This window comes from Candidatus Nanoarchaeia archaeon (assembly GCA_035290625.1).
Taxonomy (GTDB): domain Archaea; phylum Nanobdellota; class Nanobdellia; order Woesearchaeales; family DATDTY01; genus DATDTY01.
Genome location: DATDTY010000014.1, coordinates 1 through 18,525, shown reverse-complemented (window position 1 = coordinate 18,525; position 18,525 = coordinate 1). Strand labels below are relative to the sequence as shown.

The following is an 18,525-nucleotide window of genomic DNA, read 5'->3' as shown; positions in this document are numbered from 1 at the left end:
CAAGCTCTATTGAGACTTTATCAAAATAGCAACCTTGCCAGGCATTGCTTGCGAGGCCTTCGCTTCCTTGGAATCCTCTTCAACAATAACTTCAATCGAGGAAACCTTAAGGTTTCCACCCAAGGTATCAATGTTCATCTTCAGGATATCTGCTTCCAGCTTCTGGTCAAGGACAACTTCAGGAATCTTTGTTGGATCTTTGAGACATTTAGCCACAAGCGCTGCAATCTCCTTTCCATGATGCTTGTCCATGGCAGCCTTGATCAATTCTCCAGGCTGTCTTGTCTCAGCAAGCTTTTTCTTCAATGCAGCCATACATGGGTATTTCCATTTTGCTGCAACAAAGAGGGTTATATGTGCATCTCCCTGAACCTTCAGCAGCTCTGCCACAACCTTGATATCTTGCCTGGTTTGGCTTGCAAACCGATCCAGCTGTTCGGCCTTCTCGTCTATCTTTTTCAGATCAGCCTTTGGCCAGGATGCCAGTGAGATAAAACCCGTGTTGCTGAGCCTCTCCCACAACTCCTCAGCAGTGTGCGGAGCAAAGGGCGCAAGCAGCAAGGCCACGTGCTCGACAACAGTGCCGTACACTTTGGGATGCACAGCGCCTTCTCGGTACTGGTAGATATCATTCACAAGTTCAATCAGTTTCCCAATCGCAATGCTAAACCTGTACTCTTCAATGTCAGCAGTCACAGACTTGATTGCCCGATGGAGCCTGCTCTCGATAAAAGCATCCTTCTGCGTAATCGTTTTCCGTATCTTCGGAGTTTCTGCCAGGCGGAGCACACGATTCAGGAATCTGAAGCTGCCCTCAACGCCCTTGTCAGACCACTCGAGTTCCTTTTCAGGCAATGCTGCAAACAGGATGAAGAGCCTGGCGGTGTCCGGCCCAAACCTGTCTATAATCTCTGAAGGGTTGACCACATTCCCCAAAGACTTTGACATCTTCGCCCCATCTTTTATAACCATGCCTTGTGTCAGAAGCCGTGTGAATGGCTCATCAACTGCATGAAGCCCTAAGTCCCGGAGAGCCTTTGTGAAGAATCTTGCATATAAGAGATGCAGCACTGCGTGCTCGATGCCTCCAATATACTGGTCAATCGGCATCCAATAATGAACACGGGCAGGGCCAAAGGGCTTGCTGCTGTTCTTTGGATCGCAGTACCTCAGGAAATACCAGGAAGAGTCAACAAAGGTGTCCATGGTATCAGTTTCTCTTCTTGCCTTTGCTTTGCAGCTTGGGCATTTCGCATTGACAAAGCCTTCCGAGGTTTCCAGGGGATTTCCTTTTCCAGTGAACTTAACATCTGCAGGCAGTCTGACAGGAAGTTCCTTTTCAGGAACAGGGACTATGCCGCACTTCTTGCAGTATACAACAGGGATTGGAGTCCCCCAGTACCTCTGCCTGGATATCAGCCAGTCGCGCAGCTTGAAACTCACGGTTCTCTTTCCGTGGCCGCTCTTTTCGATCCAATCGTCGATTTTCGGCAGCGCTTCCCTGTTCCTCAGCCCTGAAAACGCTCCTGAATCAAACAGAATGCCGTCCTCGGTAAATGCCTTGCCTGCTTTTGCCGCATCAACATTTTTTCCATCAGGAGAGATTACAAATTTCAAAGGGATGTCATATTTCCTTGCAAACTCAAAGTCCCGCTGATCATGGGCATCAGCCATCACAGCTCCTGTTCCATATTCGACAAGTACAAAGTTGGCGATATAGATTGGGATCTCTTTCCCTGTTGCAGGGTTGATGGCATGCATTCCAACAAAGCACCCAATCTTGTCCTTTCCTGATTCTGTTGTCCTTTCCTGCTTGGTTTGCTTGGAAATGGTGTGCAGGCAATGCTCAACCTGCTTATCATAGGCGGTTCTATGGACCATATACTTCACAAGAGGATGCTCAGGAGCAAGCACAAGGAAGGTAACGCTGAAGAGAGTGTCAGGCCTTGTCGTGAATGCAGGAATTGCAACTGCAGAAGCATGAAGAATGGCTCTGCTTTCCGCGCAATTAAAATGGGGTTTAGGAGCCTCCACCAATCTAAGATCGGCATCCAGCTTATGGGCCAGGATCATGAGATGCTCCTGAGGGATAATTGGGTCATTCAAGTCACCAACAATACTAATTTGTTCTGCGGCACTTTTAATCTGCCCGAAGTCAAAGCTCCAATCGCAATACTGGTCTATCGCAGGCCTCGGCTTATCCAAAAACTGCGGCCGCAGCGGCGGAGCAATTAAGACCAGCCTTCTGATTCGGGTTTTACGCTGCTGGAGCAGCTTCAGTGCGGTTGCGCAGCCAAGGCTGTGGCAGACAAGGGTTGTTGATGAGTCTATGGTTGCCTTGTCAAGGGCGGCCAGATGCGCTTCAAGCTTTGGTGCGCCGCCGCCTGGGAGATTAACTGCGTCAACCGTGCCGCCTTGGGCCTCGATTCTTTTTTTAAGCCAAGGCCAGAAATCTTTGCTGACTGAGCTATTGTATGCATGCAAAAACACATAATGGCCCGGGTTCTTGATTCGAAAATCGATCTCAACTCCTGAGCTTTTTCCTATCCAGTTCCTCTGCATAGTCTTGACTGCCTCAGGCCAATGCTCAAGCTTATCGATATCTTTCAGCAGCTCTTCAGCATAATCCGTAATCCTGAAAAACCACTGTTCCAGATTTTTTTCAGTGATTGTGTTTGAGCACCGCCAGCATTTTCCGTCAATGACCTGCTCATTAGCAAGGACTGTGCCGCAGCTTGCGCACCAGTTCACAGGGGCTTTTTTTCTGTATGCTACCCCTTTTTTCAGAAACTCAAGGAAGATCCACTGGTTCCACTTATAGTAGCCTTCGTCGCAGCTCTGCAGCTGCCGATCCCAATCGTAGCTAAGGCCCATAGCTTTCTGCTGCGCCTTGATAGCATTGATATTGTTCCATGTCCACTCAGCAGGATTTATACCGTGCTTGATGGCTGCATTCTCTGCAGGCAGGCCAAAGGCATCATAGCCCATCGGATACAGCACGTTAAACCCGTTCATGCGCTTAAACCTTGCAATCGCATCTCCGATGGAATAATTCCTCAAATGGCCCATGTGCAGGGCATTGGAGGGATAGGGATACATCTCAAGGCAGTAAAATTTCTTTTTCTTAGTGTCCTCTTCGGACTGGAAGATCCTGGCTTCTTCCCACCTCTTCTGCCATTTGGCTGCAATCTTGATAAAGTCTGCCATAGGAGACAAAGAATCTATCCATTATTTAAAAATATTGATTACAAGAGCTCAGCAGAAAGCCGTCGTTGCCACCCATTTGCGAGGCTTTTGTGTCTCCAAGAGCACAGCGACAAGGGGGATGCCCCTCACGGGGATATGCCGCTTCTCGCTGAAAACTGCACGAGCCGAGCTGCTCCCCGCAGGAGCGACCAAAAATGCGAAGCATTTTTGAGGACTGGTGGCAACTGCGGAGCAAGACTTTCTACTGAGCCGATTACAGGATAACGTTAAGCATATAAAAAACAAGATATTCTCATTGCATATGCCTGATTGCAAGTATTGTGATCCAGAGTATCAAAAAGCAAGGAGTGAGCTGGAAAATGAGTTATTCTTTGCAAATTCAGATGCACATCCTGTAAACCCCGGCCATATGAAAATAATCCCAAAAAGGCATGTTGATTCTCTTTGTGAACTTACGGATCAGGAGGTTATCGCTCTGCGTGATTTATTAGTGATGGTAAAAGGGCATATCGATCAGCAACACCATCCAGACGGATATAACATAGGATATAATGAAGGCCCTGAAGCAGGGCAAACTGTGTTTCACTTGCATATCCACGTTATTCCGAGATACAAAGGAGATGTAAGGGATCCATCGGGAGGGATTAGAACCATTATTCCAGAAAGGGGAAACCCTTATAAATATCCCAAATGACCTTTCCAGAATGAAACTCATCTCAGACCCCAAGGAAGCATTCTCAGGCTTCGCAGGACTTAGCCCCAAAGACAGCAGTTATGAATCTTCGATGTTCGTCGTTGTTCCTGTGCCTTTTGACAAGACTTCTACCTGGGTGAAAGGGGCAGATAAGGGGCCGACGAGCCTTATCGAGGCAAGCCAGAACATGGAGCTCTATGATATTGAGACTGACACTGAGGTATGCAGGAAAGGAATCTTTACGGATCGCCCGATTGTGAAATCTGCGCCTGAAGCAATGGTTGAGGCAGTGAAGCAGACAACCCTCAAGCATCTCAGCAAGGGCAAGGCAGTCATTATCCTTGGCGGAGAGCATTCGGTCACTACAGGGGCAGTCTATGCCTACAAGGAAAAGTATCCGAAGCTCAACGTGCTGCAGATCGATGCGCATACAGATTTGAGAGAACGTTATGAGGGATCGCGGTTTAACCATGCCTGCGTCATGGCCAGGGTGAAGGATATCTGCCCCATTGTACAGGTAGGGATACGGAGCGTGAGTTCTGAGGAAAACCATTCTATTGACCGGAGCCGCTGCTTTCTTGCAGAGGATATCCAAAAAGACCCGGCCTGGATGGGCAAAGTGCTGGCAAAGCTCGAGAGCCCTGTCTACATCACTATTGACCTGGATGGCTTTGACCCTTCCATCCTTCCGTCAACAGGCACTCCTGAGCCTGGCGGCTTGAAGTGGTACGAGACCCTTGAATTCCTCAAGAACGTCATCAAGAAAAAAAAGGTGGTAGGCTTTGATGTTGTCGAGCTGTGCCCGAATCCATCAGACAAATCATCAGACTTCCTTGCTGCAAAGCTTGTCTATAAGCTGATGAGTTACATCGCATTATAGCGATGGTTACCTTAAGGTAGGTATTGGGAAGCCACAAAACGTTGCATTTTCTAGCTATGCCTCAATCCCGAAATAGAATCGGACAAATGATCCTACGGCGAAGCTGATCAGCGTTACCGTCATTGCAATGATAACCATCTCGGTAAATCGCCGCCAGAACTTTATATCCTTTGCCACGGCAATATACGATGTATACCCTGCGATGATCAGGACGCCAATGCTCAGCATTGCTGCCAGGGCAGCAAAGACGTTCCTGAGGAAGATGTACGGAGAAATCAGCAATAGCACTGTAAAGACGTATGCTGTTCCCGTGTAGGCAGCGGATGTCAAGGGGTTGCGGTCTTTGTCGTGCTCGCCCTCCTCTTTTGACCTCAAATATTCAGAAGCTGCCATGGACAGCGAAGCTGCCAATCCCGTGATAAACGCGATGATGGCGATCATTTTGCTGTTCCTCAATGCCAGTGTGAGGCCAGCTAAGGCTCCGGTAAGCTCAACCCAGGCATCGTTGATTCCGAGGACGACCGAGCTGGCATACTCAAGACGCTGGTCAGAGAGCATATTGAGGAGCTCCTTCTCATGGCGCTGCTCATCCCGAAGCAGCACCATAAACCTGGGTGACTGGCCTGCAAGCTGCGTGTAGATTTTCTCTGCGTATTGCTCTCCCCTTTCCATGCATCGCAAGCCAAATGCGAGACCAAAGGTTCGCGCCAGCAGCCCATACCACCATACCTTTAGAGCATTTGGCTGCATCTCCCTCTTGCTCACTCCTTTCAGTATCCCATAATGCTTCAACTCGTCAGCTGCCATAGCCTCCAGCACTTTCTTATTTGTGTTGCTGGCCCTCTGGGCAAGCCGCTTGTATACCTGGTGCTCTGTTATCTCGTTTCTCTGGGCAGCAAGGATAAGGCGAAGATTGTCCATACCTGTTCTTTTCCGGCATTCCTTTAAATATGTTATTATTTTCTGGATACGATAACTTTGACGCCCTAAGAATTAAGATTTGTCTGGCTCATTGAAAAGTTTCTCACTTCGCTCGGCAGCGCCAGTACTCAAAAATGCTTCGCATTTTTGGTCGCTCCTGCGGAGCAGTTCGCCATGCGCAAGTCAGGAAGAATAGCGACATTCTCCGATGGTGCTAAAAAGAGCTACGCTCTTTTGGCACACCAAAACGCCCGACTGCGTTTTGATTGAGCCGACCCTCTTGTCGGTGTGCTATCTTCTGCTTCAATGGCTCACGGATGGCGCTGCATAGCTTTTCAATGGCGCTTATTTTCCAAAATCTTAATAAGGCATCAGGGTTTCATGGCCTTATGGGAAAACTGGTGGCATTTGAGGGGATTGATTCTTCAGGAAAAGCAACGCAGATGCGTCTCTTAAGGGAGAACCTCACTGCCCTGGGCTATTCTGTGGCGACTTTTGATTTCCCCCAGTATGATAAAGAATATGGAAAGAAGATAGCGGATTACCTGAAAGGAAAGCTCGGGGATTTTAGGAAGACAGATCCGTATGACATTGCAGAGCTTTATGCTCTGGACAGGCTGTCATCTCGGCAGGAGATCAGGGATGCGTTGGATAGCTATGATGTTGTGCTCATCAATAGGTATGTCTCCTCCAATATAGCCTATCCCTGCGCCAGGATTGAGGATCCCAAGGAAAAAGAGAAGTTTCGGGAATGGATGCTTAAGCTTGAATACATAACGCATGAGATGCCTCACGAGGATCTTGTGGTATTCCTTGATGTGCCTGTACGCATATCTTTCAGCCTAAGAAAGTCGAGGGGCCAGATTAGCCATGGGGACGTCCATGAGAAGGATGCCAGGTATCAGGAAAGCGTAGCTAAGGAGTACCTTAAGCTGGCGAAGCAGCCTCACTGGGTAAAACTTACCTGTGCAGGGGATTCAGCGATGCTTCGCGAGGAAGAGATTGCAGAGATGGTTCTCCAAGCAGTAAAAAGGGTCCTCTGATATTTACTTTTTCTCTTTCTGCTTTTTTCCGAACCGGAGAATCAGCGCGCCGACAATAAGCGCAAATGCAATGATATAGGCTGCGCGGTCATACTGGTTTTGGATAACGGTCTTTTCTATAATCCGGTGCTCATGGCAGTTGTTGTCAGAGCCGCAGTAATAGCCTTCACCGCAGTCGCTGTCATTCGTGCATTCCCTTCCGACCAGAACAACAATCCAGACTACTATAATGATGATGATAATCACGATCAGGACAACTGCTGCGGCATTCCCCTTTTCAGTAGAGAACAGCTTCGGGAGTTTCTTCATTTTGGTTTCCTATCTCGATCCTCAGTTGCGGGTATTTTGACTGGCAGGCATCTGCGAGGGTCTCCAAAAACCGATCTGACGGAGCCTCAATCTGCTCGATCTGCTTTGCAACACATTTCCCCGGTATAAACGGCTGTATTCGCCAGGTGCAACGCAGGTGCCTGAGTTCTGCGGCGATTGCCATCAGGTCCTCCTTCCGAAAAAGGATGCCCGGGATGATCACCGTACGGATCTCAATGTCGATGGTATCTTCATAATCCTTGAGAATTCTTAAGCTTTTCCTTATATCATTCATGATCTGGTAGCCTGAGATGAAAAATGTCTGGGCCTGGGTTGCCCGCTCAAACTGCTCTTCGTCAAACTGGGTCTTGAGATCCAGCGCAATAAAGTCAAGGAGATCTTCCTTTAGCAATGAGCCAAGCACGTCAGGCCTGCTTCCGTTGGTTTCAATCCCGGTCTTCAATCCAATGCTTTTTGAGAATATGCAGAGATCCCTCAGGGTCAGCTTCTGCAGCAACGGCTCGCCGCCACTGAATATGATGGACTTCTTTCCTGGGCAGAGGCGCCTGATATCATTCTTGATGCCCTGGACGTCCTTCTGCTCTTTAAACTCCAGCAGTTCCGGGACAAAGCACCATGGGCAGCGGAAATTGCACCCTGAAAATAGGACCGTGAGAACCTTTTCTTTGTTGAAGAGCGTCTTGTTCAGATCTGTTACTTCTGCGATGTATCCCTGCATTTTTCGTCTTCGAGAAACTCCGTCAGTGCTTTATTTTTTTTGATGGTGTCATAGCTGATTGGCTTGTCCATGTAGTCACCTCTTTCGGATTTCTGTTTGCTCCGTGGTATATAAAGATTGTTATCTCCGTCGGCAAAATGATGCAGAAGCAATACTGGTCCGCTGAAGGTGAAGATTGCTAATTGCCTGATCGTCCGTGCGCTCGCAGGCTTGGCCGCATCTTCTCTGCTCCCTTGCCTTTATGGCGGAGTCCTCTGCTTTTCCTGTTGGCAGATGTCAGTCCCCTGAATGCTCTTCCCCTTTTTGCATTGATCCATGCAAAGCGGGAATCAGCAAGGATAGCAGGATGGCTCCTGTCAATGAGGATCACTTCATACCAGATATTCTTTCCATCCTGTGCAACAAAATATGAGTTGAGAACCTCGCAATTCACAAATGCCTGATTTGCCCTGCGCTCTGCCACGCTCTGGAAGTTGAGCTTCAAGTCTTTTCTTTGCGTCATGCGCTTTGAGCGCCTGCCTGCGCGCACCTTTGGCCGCTTTCTGCCGCCTCTCAGGACTCGCTGCCTAACAAGAATAATCCCCTGTTTAGCCTTATAGCCTAACGATCGGGCTCTGTCAAGCCGTGTAGGATAGTCGATGCGGAGGGTTACAGGCTCTCTCCGCCATGCCATGAGGCGCTCTTTTAGCTGCTCCTGACTGTTCCAAGCCTCTCTGATGTACTGGTATGCTCCCATCCGGCCTCCATTATCGTGAATAATCGGATTCGGGCAAGCCAACGCCCACATCTCCGAAAATGGAGAAATCGGGAAGGGTTTATAAAGGTACAGGTTTAGGAAATCTTTAAATAAACGACATGGTTCTTAGAACGCCATGCCCTGGTAGCTTAGCAGGTTCTTTTGGCTGTCCAAAAGCTGTAAAGAGCGCATGGCTGTTACCCTTACCCTGCGGGGTTTGGCTGAAACCATGAGGTCACCAGTTCGAGTCTGGTCCAGGGCGCTTCTTATCCTGCATCTATCTGCGCATTATCTCTATCTGAATTGCCATTGTGAGCCTTCCGAGAATAAATCCTATTGCCATGAGGCAGAGATATTTGAATAGTACAATTGATTGCATAACCCACCAGAATTCGTATTTATTTTCTTATCTCCTGTTTATCCATTTTGTTCATTTTTTGATTTAGCGGTATTATAAAAAGATTATCTAAAGAGACTAAAGAGAACTTGATGAATCAAAATGGGCCCGCCGTGATTTGAACACGGGACCACTCGATTATCAGTCGAGCACTCCATTGCCCAATTATCCTCTCAGATGAGAGGGAGTGGATTTCCAGGCTAAGCTACGGGCCCGTATGTTAAAAGATTAAAATCGGGTTTATATTGGTTTTGGTTTTGGAAACCTTTATTAACTTATGATCCTCTTTTCCTCTTTATGATCGGTTCAATTGTCGCTGCATTGTTTGGGAGAAGCCGGGATCCCCCCTTAGCTGAACGATATCAAAATATTTCACAGCAGATTACGGCAATCTTGGATGCAGGAGCATTTCCTAAGTCTCCAGAACATTTAAGAAGAATCAATTATCTTCAACGAGACCTTTCGGATTTGATAGTTTATCCAGCCAAAGAACCCATCTCTTTCTTCACGCCGGAAAGGGTGGATGAAACCTACCAGCTTTTGCAGCAGGCTGCCAACTATTTACGAGGCTCTGATTATGAGGAACTGGCTTTAACAAGGCCTGATGACTTTATAAGAAGGGCTGCTCGCAAGAAGCGGGCCGATGAAACGTATCAGGCATTGCTTCAAGAAGCACACGAACCATAAGAACGAACAACGTACATGCAACTGTCCCTTTCTCACGGATTACTCCTTTCTCTTCATAACCTTCTTCACCGCAGCAACAATCTCTTTTGCAGTGCAGCCATACTTCTCAAGAAGCTCCAGGGCTTTGCCTGATTCTCCGAAGGTGTCTTTTACGCCAACCCTTTCGAGCGGGACTGGGCAGCGCTCTGCAAGCACTTCTGCAACTGCCCCTCCCAACCCTCCTGAAACCTGATGCTCTTCTGCTGTTACCACCGCGCCTGTCTTTTTGGCAGCAGCAACAATTGTATTTGTGTCTATTGGCTTGATGGTGTGGCAATTGATGATCATCGCGTCAATCTTCTCTTTTTCGAGCATCCCTGCAGCCTTGAGAGCCTCTGCAACCATAATGCCGCATGCAATAATTGCGACGTCTTTTCCTTGCCTGAATGTTAAAGCTTTCCCAATCGTGAAAGGCGTTCTTGGTGTCGTCATTGTTGGCAGGGGTTCCCTTCCGAACCGGAGGTAGAATGGTCCTTGGGCCTTGCCTGCTGCAATTGTCGCTTTTCTCGCCTCTTCTGCATCGCAAGGCACAATCACTGAGAGATTGGGGAGGCAGCGAGTCATTGCGATGTCTTCCAAAGCCTGATGCGTTGCCCCATCCTCTCCCACAGTCAGGCCTGCATGTGTTGAGCCAACTTTCACATTCGCATTTGAGTAGCAGACGCTGACCCTCAACTGGTCCCAGTTCCTTCCCGGGGAGAAGACCGAAAATGAGCAGGCGAAAGGAATCTTTCCGTTGTAGGCAAGCCCTGCTGCAACTCCCATCATATTCTGCTCTGCAACCCCGCACTCGATGAAACGATCAGGAAATGCCTCTTTGAACCAGTTTGCCCGTGTTGACTCTGTCAGGTCTGCGCTCAACACTACAACGTCCTTATTGGCTTTTCCTAATTCAAGCATGCCTTTTCCATAGCCGTCCCGGGTTGCTCCCTTCTCAGCCTTTTCAATATCCTGAAGGTGCATTGCTGGATTGGTTTTCATCGTTGGTTGGGGTTATTTAGGCTTTCAATGGTTTTAATTTAAATTGTTTTTAATCATTATGATCGGTATTTCCATTTTTAATTTAATCATATCTTTTATTATCATTTTAAGGGTTAACTCGATTATTTATTCATTGAATCCTTCTTTACAATTGGTTTTTTCCTATTTCCAAACTATCAAAAGCATTTTCTCTTAATGAGGTTTTATGAGGTTCTTATTCTCTCTTTCTCAGCTTCTAATTCTTTGAGCGCTTTCTCAGCCTCCTCGTGCTTTGGCGGCTTGCCATGCCATTTGTAATCATTCTCCATAAACGAGACTCCTTTTCCAGGGATGGTCTTTGCAATGATCATGGTGGGCCTCCCTTTTGTTCGTTTTGCCTCTCCAAATGCCTTGAGGACTTCTGCCATATTATTTCCGTCGATAACAATGGTATTCCAGTTGAACGACTGCATTTTCTGCTCAAACGGCTCAATACTCATGATATCTGAAGTAAACCCATCAATCTGGATATTGTTCCTGTCCTGGACTGCGATAAGGTTGTCGAGCTTCCGGTTTCCTGCCATCATAAAGGCCTCCCATGTCTGGCCCTCCTCGCATTCTCCGTCGCTCATGCCAACATAGATTGTGCGGCTGAGCTTGTCCATCTTTGCTGCGATTGCTGCTCCGACTGCGATAGAGATGCCCTGGCTTAGAGGCCCTCCGCTGTTCTCAACTCCCGGGAGTTCTCCCCGATGCGGGTGGCCTTGGAGCCTCGAGTTGATCTTTCTGAAGGTCAGAAGCTCTGAACGTGGAAAATACCCTGCATGTGCCAATGCTGCATACCAGATTGGGCAGATATGGCCGTTTGAAAGGTAGAAGAGGTCCCTCTTGCCCCAGTTTGGCTGCTTGGGATCATGGTTCAGGATATTGAAGTAGAGCGCTGCGAAAATATCAGCCATGCCAAGGGGGCCTGCAGTGTGGCCTGACTTGGCGCTGTCAAGCATCCGAATGACATCCTGGCGGAGCTCATTGGACTTGAGATACAATTCCTTGATGCCAGAAATTCTTGCCACTGGTGGAGCGCGTCTGTTGAGGTTTAAATATTTAATCTTTAATGCGGCTCCGGTGAAAATCTTGCTCCGCAGCTGCCGCCGGCTCGGCTTGCGCCGCACTTCTGTATGCATCGTTGAAGCCCCGTATGGGACAACCCCCTCAACTCAGCTCATTCTAATCCTTAAGAGCCTCGCAAAGAGGCGGCAGCACTGATTTTCGCCGGAGCCCTTTAATGCGAGATCTCTTTCTTGAATTCCTGGATGGCTGCCTTGATATCCTTTTGGCTGACTATTGCTGATCCGATGACGATTCCATTGGCTCCGGCCTTGACAGCTTTCTTTGCGATGCCTTTCTTTATGCCGCCATCAACTTCAATGAACACTTTGGGATGGCTCTTCCTGAATTTCCGGATCCTCTTGATTGTTGAGAAGATGAACTGCTGGTTCTGAAATCCCGGGTGCACGCCCATAAACATCACCGAATCCAGGAACGGAAGATATGGCTCCACAAAGCGGCTCGGAGTCTCGGGATTAAGCGCAAGTCCAATCTTCAGCTTCAGCCTCTTGGCTTTGGCAATGAACTCATGCAATCCCTCCATGCCAGGAAAGGCTTCAATGTGGGCAATCACCAGAGCTGCCTTTAACCTGTGGCACTGTCCAAGGTGCTCTCCAGGATGCTTTACCATCAGATGGATTTCCGGCTTTATCCCCCTTGGCAGGCTTCGTATCCTCTTAAGGTCAAGGGTACTGTTTCTGACGAACGTATGGTCTGCTATGTCTATCTGGATACGCTTTGCAACGAGTTTCAGCTTTTGGAGCTTTGCGATAAGGCCAGCTTCATGTTTCTCAAGAAGCGCGGGAACGATGATATTTTTCATTGGTCAAGCTTTCTGATTCTTCTCTTATGACGTTTGAATCCGGAAAATTTTGCGGAGTGGAAGGCTTCAACGATAGCCTTGGTCTTGTGAAATGGAAACTGCCTTGCCCTGAGGCAAAGGACATTGGCATCATTGTCCCTCTTTCCAATGGCTGCAGTGTAGATGTCTGATGCGGCAACTGCCCGGATGCCTTTCATCCTATTGGCTGCAATTGCCATTCCTGTCCCTGTCCCGCAGATGAGGATGCCTTTGCCTTGTGCTTTTTTGACCCTGTGTGCCACCTGCATGGCAATATCTGGGTAATCCACTGGCTCTTCGCTCTGAGTGCCAAGATCCTCAAATGGAATCCTTTTTTTCCTGAGCACCGCTTTGAGCAGCTCTTTTACTTTGTAGCCTGCATGATCTGATCCGATATAGTACTTCATGGTCACTTCATGGCTTTTTTGCCTATATAAATTTTTGGGGAGAAGCAAATCTTAAGGAGAAGCGGCTCCGGCGAAAATCTCGCAGTTGCTTGCGAGTGAGCTCGTTCTCACTCGCTCACAAGCCACCGGCTGCCGCCGTTCACAAAAATGTTTCGCATTTTTGGTCGCTCCTTCGGAGCAGCTCGGCTCTGGCGGTTTTCAGCGAAGAGCGGCACCTCGCCCGTAAGGGACAACCCCCTCAACTCAGCTCATGCTAATCCTTAAGAGCCTCGCAGAGAGGCGGCAGCACTGATTTTCGCCGGAGCCAGCGAGAAGCGAAAGCTTTATATACCTTGTATTCCAGAATCGCTCCATGCCAGAGTCCAGTCTATTTAGAGACGCTATTGTTTTTTTTGACGAACTCGGCATCTATGACGTTGTCCTTCCTTTTTTGCTCGTGTTCACCATTGTTTTCGCGATTTTGGAGAAAACAAAGGTCTTGGGCACTGAGGAAATCGAAGGGGCAAAGTACTCAAAGAAGAACCTGAATGCCATTGTGGCATTCACCATAGCATTCATCACCATTGCATCATCGCGGCTGGTGGAGATCATCGCGGATGTGTCAGGCCAGATGGTTATCCTGCTCATCCTGTCGGTCTTCTTCCTGCTGCTGGTTGGCTCCTTTTGGAAAGAGGAGGAGGGAGTCTTCCTGAAGGCGGGATGGAAACAGCTCTTCATGTGGATCATGTTCATCGGGATTGTCCTGATCTTCCTCCAGGCCATCAAGACAGACAATGGTGATTCGTGGCTGGAGGCTGGCTGGGAGTATATATTTTCAGGCAACAACGCAGCGGTTGTTGGCTCGATTATCATGGTTATTGTGCTCATCGTGCTGCTGTACTTTACTGTACGTGAGCCGCAAAGAAAAACGAATGACTCTCATAAACACGAGTCGTAGGAGGTATAAACATGGCACAGGCATATTTTTTGGATAATTTTGTACGGATGCTGGAGACATGGGGCTTTACTGATGTGCTCCTGCCCTTCATCCTGGTCTTTGCAATCCTTTATGCATTGCTGCAGAAGATTGAGATCTTTGGGCATGACAAGAAGAACATACATCTCGTCATTAGCCTTGTCATCGGCCTGCTGTTCGTCATCCCGCATGTGACGAATACGTATCCGCCGAATGCTGATCTTGTTAATATCGTGAACCAATTCCTGCCAACAGTCTCAGTTCTGGTGGTGGTCGTGGTCATGTTCCTGCTGCTTATTGGAATCTTTGGGGCGCAGGCAGGCTGGACGAATTATTTTGGAGGCTCGATTGTTGTCCTTGCTATCATTGCTGTGATCTGGATCTTCGGAGCTGCTGCTGATTGGTGGCAGGGATGGAACTGGTTCACAAACTTCTTCGGGGCTGAGGCTACTGCAATCATCATCATCCTCATTGTGTTTGCCCTGATCATCGCCTTCATCACGGGAGAAGAAAACAAGACGAGGAAGGGAGTGAGCGGCTTCCTCAACGATCTTACTGACTTTTTCAAGAGGCACCATTAGCTGGCAATGGCGACGCCACTCGATACCGGACTTATCAGCAGTTTCGGTATCATCTTTCCTTTTCTTTTAGTGCTCGTCTTCTTTTACGGAGCGTTCTCCTATACAAAGCTTTTTGGAGATAATAAGGGACTTCAGGTGATTCTGGCCCTTATCCTTGCATTTTTCGTGCTCCTGTCTCCAACGCTGCGGGAAGTGGTCAACCTTATGACTCCCTGGTTTGTGCTGCTGTTCCTGTTCATCCTCTTTGCAATGGTTGGGTTTAAGACCCTGGGAGCCTCAAATGAGGATGTTCATGATGTCTTTAATGGGCCTTATGCCGTAACCATCGGGTGGTGGATTATAGGGATGTCTATAGTGATTGCCTTAGGCTCGCTTTCATCGATTACTTTCAAGGAAGGGGCTCCAACAAAGGTGAATATAACAGGAACTTCGACTGGTGGGGTTGATGAGACCGGCTCTTCAGCATTCTGGGCTATCCTGTTCCATCCCAAGGTGCTTGGACTCATTGCTATCTTTCTGATTGCTCTTGCGGCCGTGAATCGGTTAACTGCAGACTCCCATCATGAACCTGAGGATGGATCGGGCATGCATCATTAGAAGTTGTAGCATGTGTAACCTTCTTTATACTCGTCCTTTGCTATTCTGGCGATCAGCACTTTACTTAAAAAACTTCCAGAAAAAAATTGATGGCTGCAAGAATGCCCTTCGCAGCATTATCCTGGAGCATTCTTTGGCTTCTTGATGCCCTGGGTAATCCGAGAAAGCTCGCTCACATTTTCTGTAAATTGGGGAAGGACTTTCTGAAAGACCTTCTCCATCGCCTTGATTTCCATCCCCACATTGAGGATGTTCTGGTCATATTCCCCTATCTTCCCAACAAGCGCGGCCTGGAGCTTGTAAAAATCTTCCTTGATGCTCTTCACCTGCTCCTCAATGACGGTCATCCTGCTTTCGGTTTTTCCCTTCCACTCGACAATCTTGTTGATATTTTTCATGAGCTCTTCCCATCGCTCATCGATAATGGCCTCAACCATCTCCTCAACGCGCTCCTTGTCCATGCCTTCATCGGACGGGCCCTCCATTTCAGCAACCATTGGGCCTGGTTCGGAGGGGGCCATAATCGGGCCCGGAGCCTGCGTCATATCTGCCTGATTAAGCCCATCAAATATCTGGGCTGAAGAATACCCCTCGGACTGCAGCTGGCTGATGATCTGGTCGTTCGCGATGCCCTGGCTGCGCATCTGCTGAATCCTTTGGAGAGGAATCTCTTCCCTCGCTGGCTGGCCCTGGCTTGCCTCTTCACTTTTTTTCCTGAAGGTGAACAACGGCATGCTGCATTCCTGATATCTGAATTATTTAAAGGTTTGCATCGGCCTCACGAGTTCCTGGGCCTCTTTCTTTGTTAAAAACCTCGACATATCCCAAAGTGTGATATACGTGGTGAGTATCCTCAGCTCCTCTTTTTTTGCAAACCTGCCGAGCTCATCGATAATCTTTGCCAGCTTCTCATTGATCTCCCGCATATGCTGCCTCAGCTCTTTGACTTCATCATGGAGGCTCTTGAACTCTGTCGCGCTCTTCTTCTGGTTGTTGAGCATGCTATGCTCGGTAAGCTGGGATTTCTTTCGTATGTTGTTGAAGCGCTCCTCAAGCACGCGAAGCTTGGTGTTGAGCGTATTGACCTGATTCATGAGAGCTGCGTCAGAAGCCTGGGGCGACCCCCTTGGAGTGTTCATAAGATATGTCGGGCCTGCGTCCATAATGCCTCGTAAGGCCGGATGTCTTATAAATTTATGTTAGGATGAGGGAGTAGTCACCATAGATAATCCAATAGCGGAATCTTTGGAACAAACGGGTCTTCATCGGGGAAGCCACGAGCCTTCCTTTTATTATTTACGTATATGCTGCCAAAGAGGAGTATCTCAGTATCCGCACCATAGAGCTTTCTCGGTTTTCTGCCAAACAGCTTTTCTACCTTTTGCATTGAGAGTCTTCCCTCTAATGTAGGCGAAAGGGCAGTCTCGATATCCTTCGCAGCCTTTTGGTCCATCCGGATGATCAAGCACTGGTTGCAGAGCTTTTTATAGAAATCAACATCTTGCTGTGAGGGAACAGCAAAGGGGTTCATGTCAGCAGGCAGAGCATTGCTTTGCTCATCCTTATAGTACTCCATAATCGCCAGATAGGCTGCGACTTCGTGGGAGCAGAGAGAAATCTGCTCAGAATCTTCTTTTGCGTCCTCGAAGTTATACCGTATGTTCCACTGCTTTTTCCTGCAGGAATGCGTTGTCCACACATGCCATGCAAGGGCAAGTTTTTCCGGACCGTCTTCAATAGGGACAGAATACACCATAAACTCATAGGGATCCTTTCCAAGAGTGCGCGAAGGGATCTTTGCAGCAATTTTCGCTCCTTCCCTTCCGCTTCGTTTTGCATCGTCATAAGGCTTAATCACTATTTCCTCGTTGAAGTGGCTTGCATAGCAGTAGAGCTGGGTGCCTGCGCAATTTTCTCCTAGTGAGAACCTTCTTGTCCGCTTGTCTGGCCGCAAAAAAGGCTTGGTGGAGTAGCCTGGATATGCCCTATTTGCCAGTGAGCCGAAGGCTTCCCTCCTTAACTCCACAGGCAGCCGCTCTTCCTTCTCTGCATCCGCAAGCGAGTGAAGCCTCCTGATCTTGAGTTCAGGGCCGTGCTTCATGAATTTCCTGGACCGGTCAAACTCATCTTTTCCGTCAAATTGTTTGGGAATCAGGTCACAGAGGATAATCCCTGCCTGGTCTTTCTCTATGTCCTTTATCTTCTGCACAAGAGAAGGTCCTGTTATTATCCTGATCGAATCTGCTTTAAGGATCTCTGCTGCTGATGGCTCCTTGAAGAATGGCTTTGGGAATTCTGGCATTCAGGCCGGGAAGTGCTGAGGGTTTATAAAGGCAACAGAGCCGCAGACGGGCCTATGATGCGTTTAACGAACGACGCTGTCCCGCAATTACTTTCCGGATTGCCAAATTAACGAAGAAAAAAATAAAATCCCTTCTTTTAACACTCGGAAGCCCTCTTGTTAACTTCAAAATCTTCCGTATGTTGTGTGCAATGCTCATCAGATAGTAAGAATTGAAGTGCCATGCTGTGCCCCTTTTTATTGAAAATTTGCCGGGTGGAAACCCCCAAGCTTTAGGTGGGAGATTAGCGCGGTCGTCTTTATTTGAAGCGGAGGAAAGACTTATGTTTATGGGGGGAAGAAAACCAAAAAGTTTATATAGATATCCTTACTTATCTTACAAATAAGAAGGTGATAAAAATGCCATTACTTGAAATTAAAACAGCTAAAATAACTGAAAAGGGGCAGATAGCTATCCCAAAAGAGATACGGAAGATTGAAGGATTCAAAACAGGGTCCAAGATAGCCATTCTAACCTTTAAAGACCGTGTAGAATTAAGGCCATTGGGGCAAGTAAGCGAAAAAATGGCAACTGCAATTGCTAGTGAAAAATCCTTAGCTAAAGATTGGAATAGCAGAGAGGACGAAGAAGCATGGAAGAATTTGTGAAAGGGGAGGTAATAGTTTTGCCTTTTCCTTTTTCAGATTTAAGCAAGTCAAAAAAGAGGCCTGCTTTGGTAGCAGCTATCTTGGAAGGAGACGACATAGTTCTCTGCCAAATAACAAGCGAATCAAGGGTTGACAGTTATTCTATCACTCTGATAAGCAGCGATTTCAAAAAAGGCAGCTTAAATTTAACAAGCATGATAAGGCCAAATAAGCTATTTACTGCCGATAAATCAATCATTCTATACAAGATTGGTTCCCTTAAGGAATCAAAAATAAAAGAAGTGGAAAAGGGGATAGTGGATCTATTCACTACATAGTTTTCTTCCCGCCTATCTAGTTAACGACATAAGTAACGCATGAAGTTCTGCATAAAAATATGTTTTTTCCAAAAGTTCTCAAGGGATTCTTGCAGATCATCAATGGTTGGAAAGTATTGTGATTTTGTGACGTTGTTTTTCGTGACTTTCCAACAGGT

At 47.7% G+C, this 18,525-nt stretch carries 22 protein-coding genes and 2 tRNA genes; 11 read left to right on the top strand and 13 right to left on the bottom strand.

Annotated features, from left to right (window positions below):
* Window positions 1-6 precede the first annotated feature (6 nt).
* Window positions 7-3,207 (bottom strand): class I tRNA ligase family protein, encoded by a 3,201-nt coding sequence (locus tag VJB08_01020; protein HLD42550.1) that lies wholly within the window; start codon window positions 3,205-3,207, stop codon window positions 7-9.
* 301 nt (window positions 3,208-3,508) lie between these two features.
* On the opposite strand from VJB08_01020, the gene VJB08_01015 reads away from it, so the two are divergent.
* Together VJB08_01015 and speB are read left to right on the top strand one after the other, a co-directional pair.
* Complete coding sequence (locus VJB08_01015; GenBank protein ID HLD42549.1) at window positions 3,509-3,901, top strand: HIT family protein; 393 nt, start codon at window positions 3,509-3,511, stop codon at window positions 3,899-3,901.
* Window positions 3,902-3,911: 10 nt separating this feature from the next.
* Window positions 3,912-4,781: an agmatinase gene (speB, locus tag VJB08_01010; protein ID HLD42548.1), complete on the top strand. Its 870-nt coding sequence runs from the start codon at window positions 3,912-3,914 to the stop codon at window positions 4,779-4,781.
* Window positions 4,782-4,835: 54 nt separating this feature from the next.
* Here the strand turns inward: speB and VJB08_01005 are convergent, their stop codons facing one another.
* A complete protein-coding gene (locus tag VJB08_01005) occupies window positions 4,836-5,702 on the bottom strand; it encodes a VIT1/CCC1 transporter family protein (protein ID HLD42547.1) in 867 nt (288 codons plus the stop codon).
* 389 nt (window positions 5,703-6,091) lie between these two features.
* On the opposite strand from VJB08_01005, the gene VJB08_01000 reads away from it, so the two are divergent.
* Window positions 6,092-6,745, top strand: coding sequence for a hypothetical protein (locus VJB08_01000; protein HLD42546.1), 654 nt, complete (start codon window positions 6,092-6,094; stop codon window positions 6,743-6,745).
* Window positions 6,746-6,748: 3 nt separating this feature from the next.
* Here VJB08_01000 and VJB08_00995 read toward each other — a convergent pair whose 3' ends face one another.
* The 3 genes from VJB08_00995 to VJB08_00985 all read right to left on the bottom strand — a co-directional run bounded on the left by VJB08_00995 (window position 6,749) and on the right by VJB08_00985 (window position 8,529).
* Complete coding sequence (locus VJB08_00995) at window positions 6,749-7,054, bottom strand: hypothetical protein (protein HLD42545.1); 306 nt, start codon at window positions 7,052-7,054, stop codon at window positions 6,749-6,751.
* On the bottom strand, window positions 7,023-7,793 hold the full coding sequence (locus tag VJB08_00990; protein ID HLD42544.1) for a radical SAM protein: 771 nt from the start codon (window positions 7,791-7,793) through the stop codon (window positions 7,023-7,025). The genes VJB08_00995 and VJB08_00990 overlap by 32 nt, the downstream gene beginning before the upstream one ends.
* Before the next feature lie 178 nt (window positions 7,794-7,971).
* The gene (locus VJB08_00985) at window positions 7,972-8,529 is read right to left on the bottom strand and encodes a 50S ribosomal protein L15e (protein ID HLD42543.1); all 558 of its coding nucleotides are present in this window, start codon (window positions 8,527-8,529) and stop codon (window positions 7,972-7,974) included.
* Window positions 8,530-8,667: 138 nt separating this feature from the next.
* Between VJB08_00985 and VJB08_00980 the strand changes: the two genes are divergently transcribed.
* Window positions 8,668-8,791, top strand: a tRNA-Asn gene (locus VJB08_00980).
* A gap of 238 nt (window positions 8,792-9,029) precedes the next feature.
* Here VJB08_00980 and VJB08_00975 read toward each other — a convergent pair.
* Window positions 9,030-9,141, bottom strand: a tRNA-Ile gene (locus tag VJB08_00975).
* Between the two features lie 82 nt (window positions 9,142-9,223).
* Between VJB08_00975 and VJB08_00970 the strand changes: the two genes are divergently transcribed.
* Window positions 9,224-9,613 (top strand): hypothetical protein, encoded by a 390-nt coding sequence (locus VJB08_00970; protein ID HLD42542.1) that lies wholly within the window; start codon window positions 9,224-9,226, stop codon window positions 9,611-9,613.
* A gap of 39 nt (window positions 9,614-9,652) precedes the next feature.
* On the opposite strand, the gene VJB08_00965 is transcribed toward VJB08_00970, so the two are convergent.
* Window positions 9,653-10,633 carry a transketolase family protein gene (locus VJB08_00965; GenBank protein HLD42541.1) on the bottom strand — a complete coding sequence of 327 codons (981 nt, stop codon included), beginning with the start codon at window positions 10,631-10,633 and terminating at the stop codon, window positions 9,653-9,655.
* A 203-nt stretch (window positions 10,634-10,836) separates the two neighbouring features.
* Window positions 10,837-11,676: a transketolase gene (locus tag VJB08_00960; GenBank protein ID HLD42540.1), complete on the bottom strand. Its 840-nt coding sequence runs from the start codon at window positions 11,674-11,676 to the stop codon at window positions 10,837-10,839.
* A gap of 61 nt (window positions 11,677-11,737) precedes the next feature.
* On the opposite strand from VJB08_00960, the gene VJB08_00955 reads away from it, so the two are divergent.
* Window positions 11,738-11,878: a hypothetical protein gene (locus tag VJB08_00955; GenBank protein ID HLD42539.1), complete on the top strand. Its 141-nt coding sequence runs from the start codon at window positions 11,738-11,740 to the stop codon at window positions 11,876-11,878.
* A 16-nt stretch (window positions 11,879-11,894) separates the two neighbouring features.
* Here the strand turns inward: VJB08_00955 and VJB08_00950 are convergent, their stop codons facing one another.
* Window positions 11,895-12,542: a hypothetical protein gene (locus VJB08_00950; protein ID HLD42538.1), complete on the bottom strand. Its 648-nt coding sequence runs from the start codon at window positions 12,540-12,542 to the stop codon at window positions 11,895-11,897.
* The gene (locus VJB08_00945; protein HLD42537.1) at window positions 12,539-12,967 is read right to left on the bottom strand and encodes an RpiB/LacA/LacB family sugar-phosphate isomerase; all 429 of its coding nucleotides are present in this window, start codon (window positions 12,965-12,967) and stop codon (window positions 12,539-12,541) included. The genes VJB08_00950 and VJB08_00945 overlap by 4 nt, the downstream gene beginning before the upstream one ends.
* Before the next feature lie 352 nt (window positions 12,968-13,319).
* On the opposite strand from VJB08_00945, the gene VJB08_00940 reads away from it, so the two are divergent.
* The 3 genes from VJB08_00940 to VJB08_00930 are packed head-to-tail and all read left to right on the top strand — an operon-like array spanning window position 13,320 to window position 15,100.
* Window positions 13,320-13,904: a hypothetical protein gene (locus VJB08_00940; protein ID HLD42536.1), complete on the top strand. Its 585-nt coding sequence runs from the start codon at window positions 13,320-13,322 to the stop codon at window positions 13,902-13,904.
* 11 nt (window positions 13,905-13,915) lie between these two features.
* Complete coding sequence (locus VJB08_00935; GenBank protein ID HLD42535.1) at window positions 13,916-14,503, top strand: hypothetical protein; 588 nt, start codon at window positions 13,916-13,918, stop codon at window positions 14,501-14,503.
* 6 nt (window positions 14,504-14,509) lie between these two features.
* On the top strand, window positions 14,510-15,100 hold the full coding sequence (locus VJB08_00930) for a hypothetical protein (GenBank protein ID HLD42534.1): 591 nt from the start codon (window positions 14,510-14,512) through the stop codon (window positions 15,098-15,100).
* A gap of 116 nt (window positions 15,101-15,216) precedes the next feature.
* Here VJB08_00930 and VJB08_00925 read toward each other — a convergent pair whose 3' ends face one another.
* Genes VJB08_00925 through VJB08_00915 form a run of 3 tightly spaced genes read right to left on the bottom strand, consistent with a single transcriptional unit; the run spans window position 15,217 to window position 17,402 of the window.
* Window positions 15,217-15,834 (bottom strand): hypothetical protein, encoded by a 618-nt coding sequence (locus VJB08_00925; GenBank protein ID HLD42533.1) that lies wholly within the window; start codon window positions 15,832-15,834, stop codon window positions 15,217-15,219.
* Between the two features lie 21 nt (window positions 15,835-15,855).
* Window positions 15,856-16,263 carry a hypothetical protein gene (locus VJB08_00920; GenBank protein ID HLD42532.1) on the bottom strand — a complete coding sequence of 136 codons (408 nt, stop codon included), beginning with the start codon at window positions 16,261-16,263 and terminating at the stop codon, window positions 15,856-15,858.
* A 53-nt stretch (window positions 16,264-16,316) separates the two neighbouring features.
* The gene (locus VJB08_00915; protein ID HLD42531.1) at window positions 16,317-17,402 is read right to left on the bottom strand and encodes a hypothetical protein; all 1,086 of its coding nucleotides are present in this window, start codon (window positions 17,400-17,402) and stop codon (window positions 16,317-16,319) included.
* A 399-nt stretch (window positions 17,403-17,801) separates the two neighbouring features.
* Here VJB08_00915 and VJB08_00910 point away from each other — a divergent pair, with 399 nt between their 5' ends.
* Window positions 17,802-18,050 carry an AbrB/MazE/SpoVT family DNA-binding domain-containing protein gene (locus VJB08_00910; protein ID HLD42530.1) on the top strand — a complete coding sequence of 83 codons (249 nt, stop codon included), beginning with the start codon at window positions 17,802-17,804 and terminating at the stop codon, window positions 18,048-18,050.
* The gene (locus VJB08_00905; protein HLD42529.1) at window positions 18,035-18,367 is read left to right on the top strand and encodes a type II toxin-antitoxin system PemK/MazF family toxin; all 333 of its coding nucleotides are present in this window, start codon (window positions 18,035-18,037) and stop codon (window positions 18,365-18,367) included. Before VJB08_00910 ends, VJB08_00905 begins: the two co-directional genes overlap by 16 nt.
* Window positions 18,368-18,525 lie beyond the last annotated feature (158 nt).

Excerpts from the sequence above, each read along its gene's own strand:
- VJB08_00985 (HLD42543.1), bottom strand. The coding sequence starts at position 8,529 with ATGGGAGCATACCAGTACATCAGAGAGGCTTGGAACAGTCAGGAGCAG.
- VJB08_01000 (HLD42546.1), top strand. The coding sequence starts at position 6,092 with ATGGGAAAACTGGTGGCATTTGAGGGGATTGATTCTTCAGGAAAAGCA.
- VJB08_00965 (HLD42541.1), bottom strand. The coding sequence starts at position 10,633 with ATGAAAACCAATCCAGCAATGCACCTTCAGGATATTGAAAAGGCTGAG.
- VJB08_00990 (HLD42544.1), bottom strand. The coding sequence starts at position 7,793 with ATGCAGGGATACATCGCAGAAGTAACAGATCTGAACAAGACGCTCTTC.
- VJB08_00910 (HLD42530.1), top strand. The coding sequence starts at position 17,802 with ATGCCATTACTTGAAATTAAAACAGCTAAAATAACTGAAAAGGGGCAG.
- VJB08_00905 (HLD42529.1), top strand. The coding sequence starts at position 18,035 with ATGGAAGAATTTGTGAAAGGGGAGGTAATAGTTTTGCCTTTTCCTTTT.
- speB (HLD42548.1), top strand. The coding sequence starts at position 3,912 with ATGAAACTCATCTCAGACCCCAAGGAAGCATTCTCAGGCTTCGCAGGA.
- VJB08_00950 (HLD42538.1), bottom strand. The coding sequence starts at position 12,542 with ATGAAAAATATCATCGTTCCCGCGCTTCTTGAGAAACATGAAGCTGGC.
- VJB08_00915 (HLD42531.1), bottom strand. The coding sequence starts at position 17,402 with ATGCCAGAATTCCCAAAGCCATTCTTCAAGGAGCCATCAGCAGCAGAG.
- VJB08_00935 (HLD42535.1), top strand. The coding sequence starts at position 13,916 with ATGGCACAGGCATATTTTTTGGATAATTTTGTACGGATGCTGGAGACA.
- VJB08_00995 (HLD42545.1), bottom strand. The coding sequence starts at position 7,054 with ATGAAGAAACTCCCGAAGCTGTTCTCTACTGAAAAGGGGAATGCCGCA.
- VJB08_00945 (HLD42537.1), bottom strand. The coding sequence starts at position 12,967 with ATGAAGTACTATATCGGATCAGATCATGCAGGCTACAAAGTAAAAGAG.
- VJB08_00930 (HLD42534.1), top strand. The coding sequence starts at position 14,510 with ATGGCGACGCCACTCGATACCGGACTTATCAGCAGTTTCGGTATCATC.
- VJB08_01005 (HLD42547.1), bottom strand. The coding sequence starts at position 5,702 with ATGGACAATCTTCGCCTTATCCTTGCTGCCCAGAGAAACGAGATAACA.
- VJB08_00940 (HLD42536.1), top strand. The coding sequence starts at position 13,320 with ATGCCAGAGTCCAGTCTATTTAGAGACGCTATTGTTTTTTTTGACGAA.
- VJB08_01015 (HLD42549.1), top strand. The coding sequence starts at position 3,509 with ATGCCTGATTGCAAGTATTGTGATCCAGAGTATCAAAAAGCAAGGAGT.
- VJB08_00920 (HLD42532.1), bottom strand. The coding sequence starts at position 16,263 with ATGGACGCAGGCCCGACATATCTTATGAACACTCCAAGGGGGTCGCCC.
- VJB08_00970 (HLD42542.1), top strand. The coding sequence starts at position 9,224 with ATGATCGGTTCAATTGTCGCTGCATTGTTTGGGAGAAGCCGGGATCCC.
- VJB08_01020 (HLD42550.1), bottom strand. The coding sequence starts at position 3,207 with ATGGCAGACTTTATCAAGATTGCAGCCAAATGGCAGAAGAGGTGGGAA.
- VJB08_00925 (HLD42533.1), bottom strand. The coding sequence starts at position 15,834 with ATGCCGTTGTTCACCTTCAGGAAAAAAAGTGAAGAGGCAAGCCAGGGC.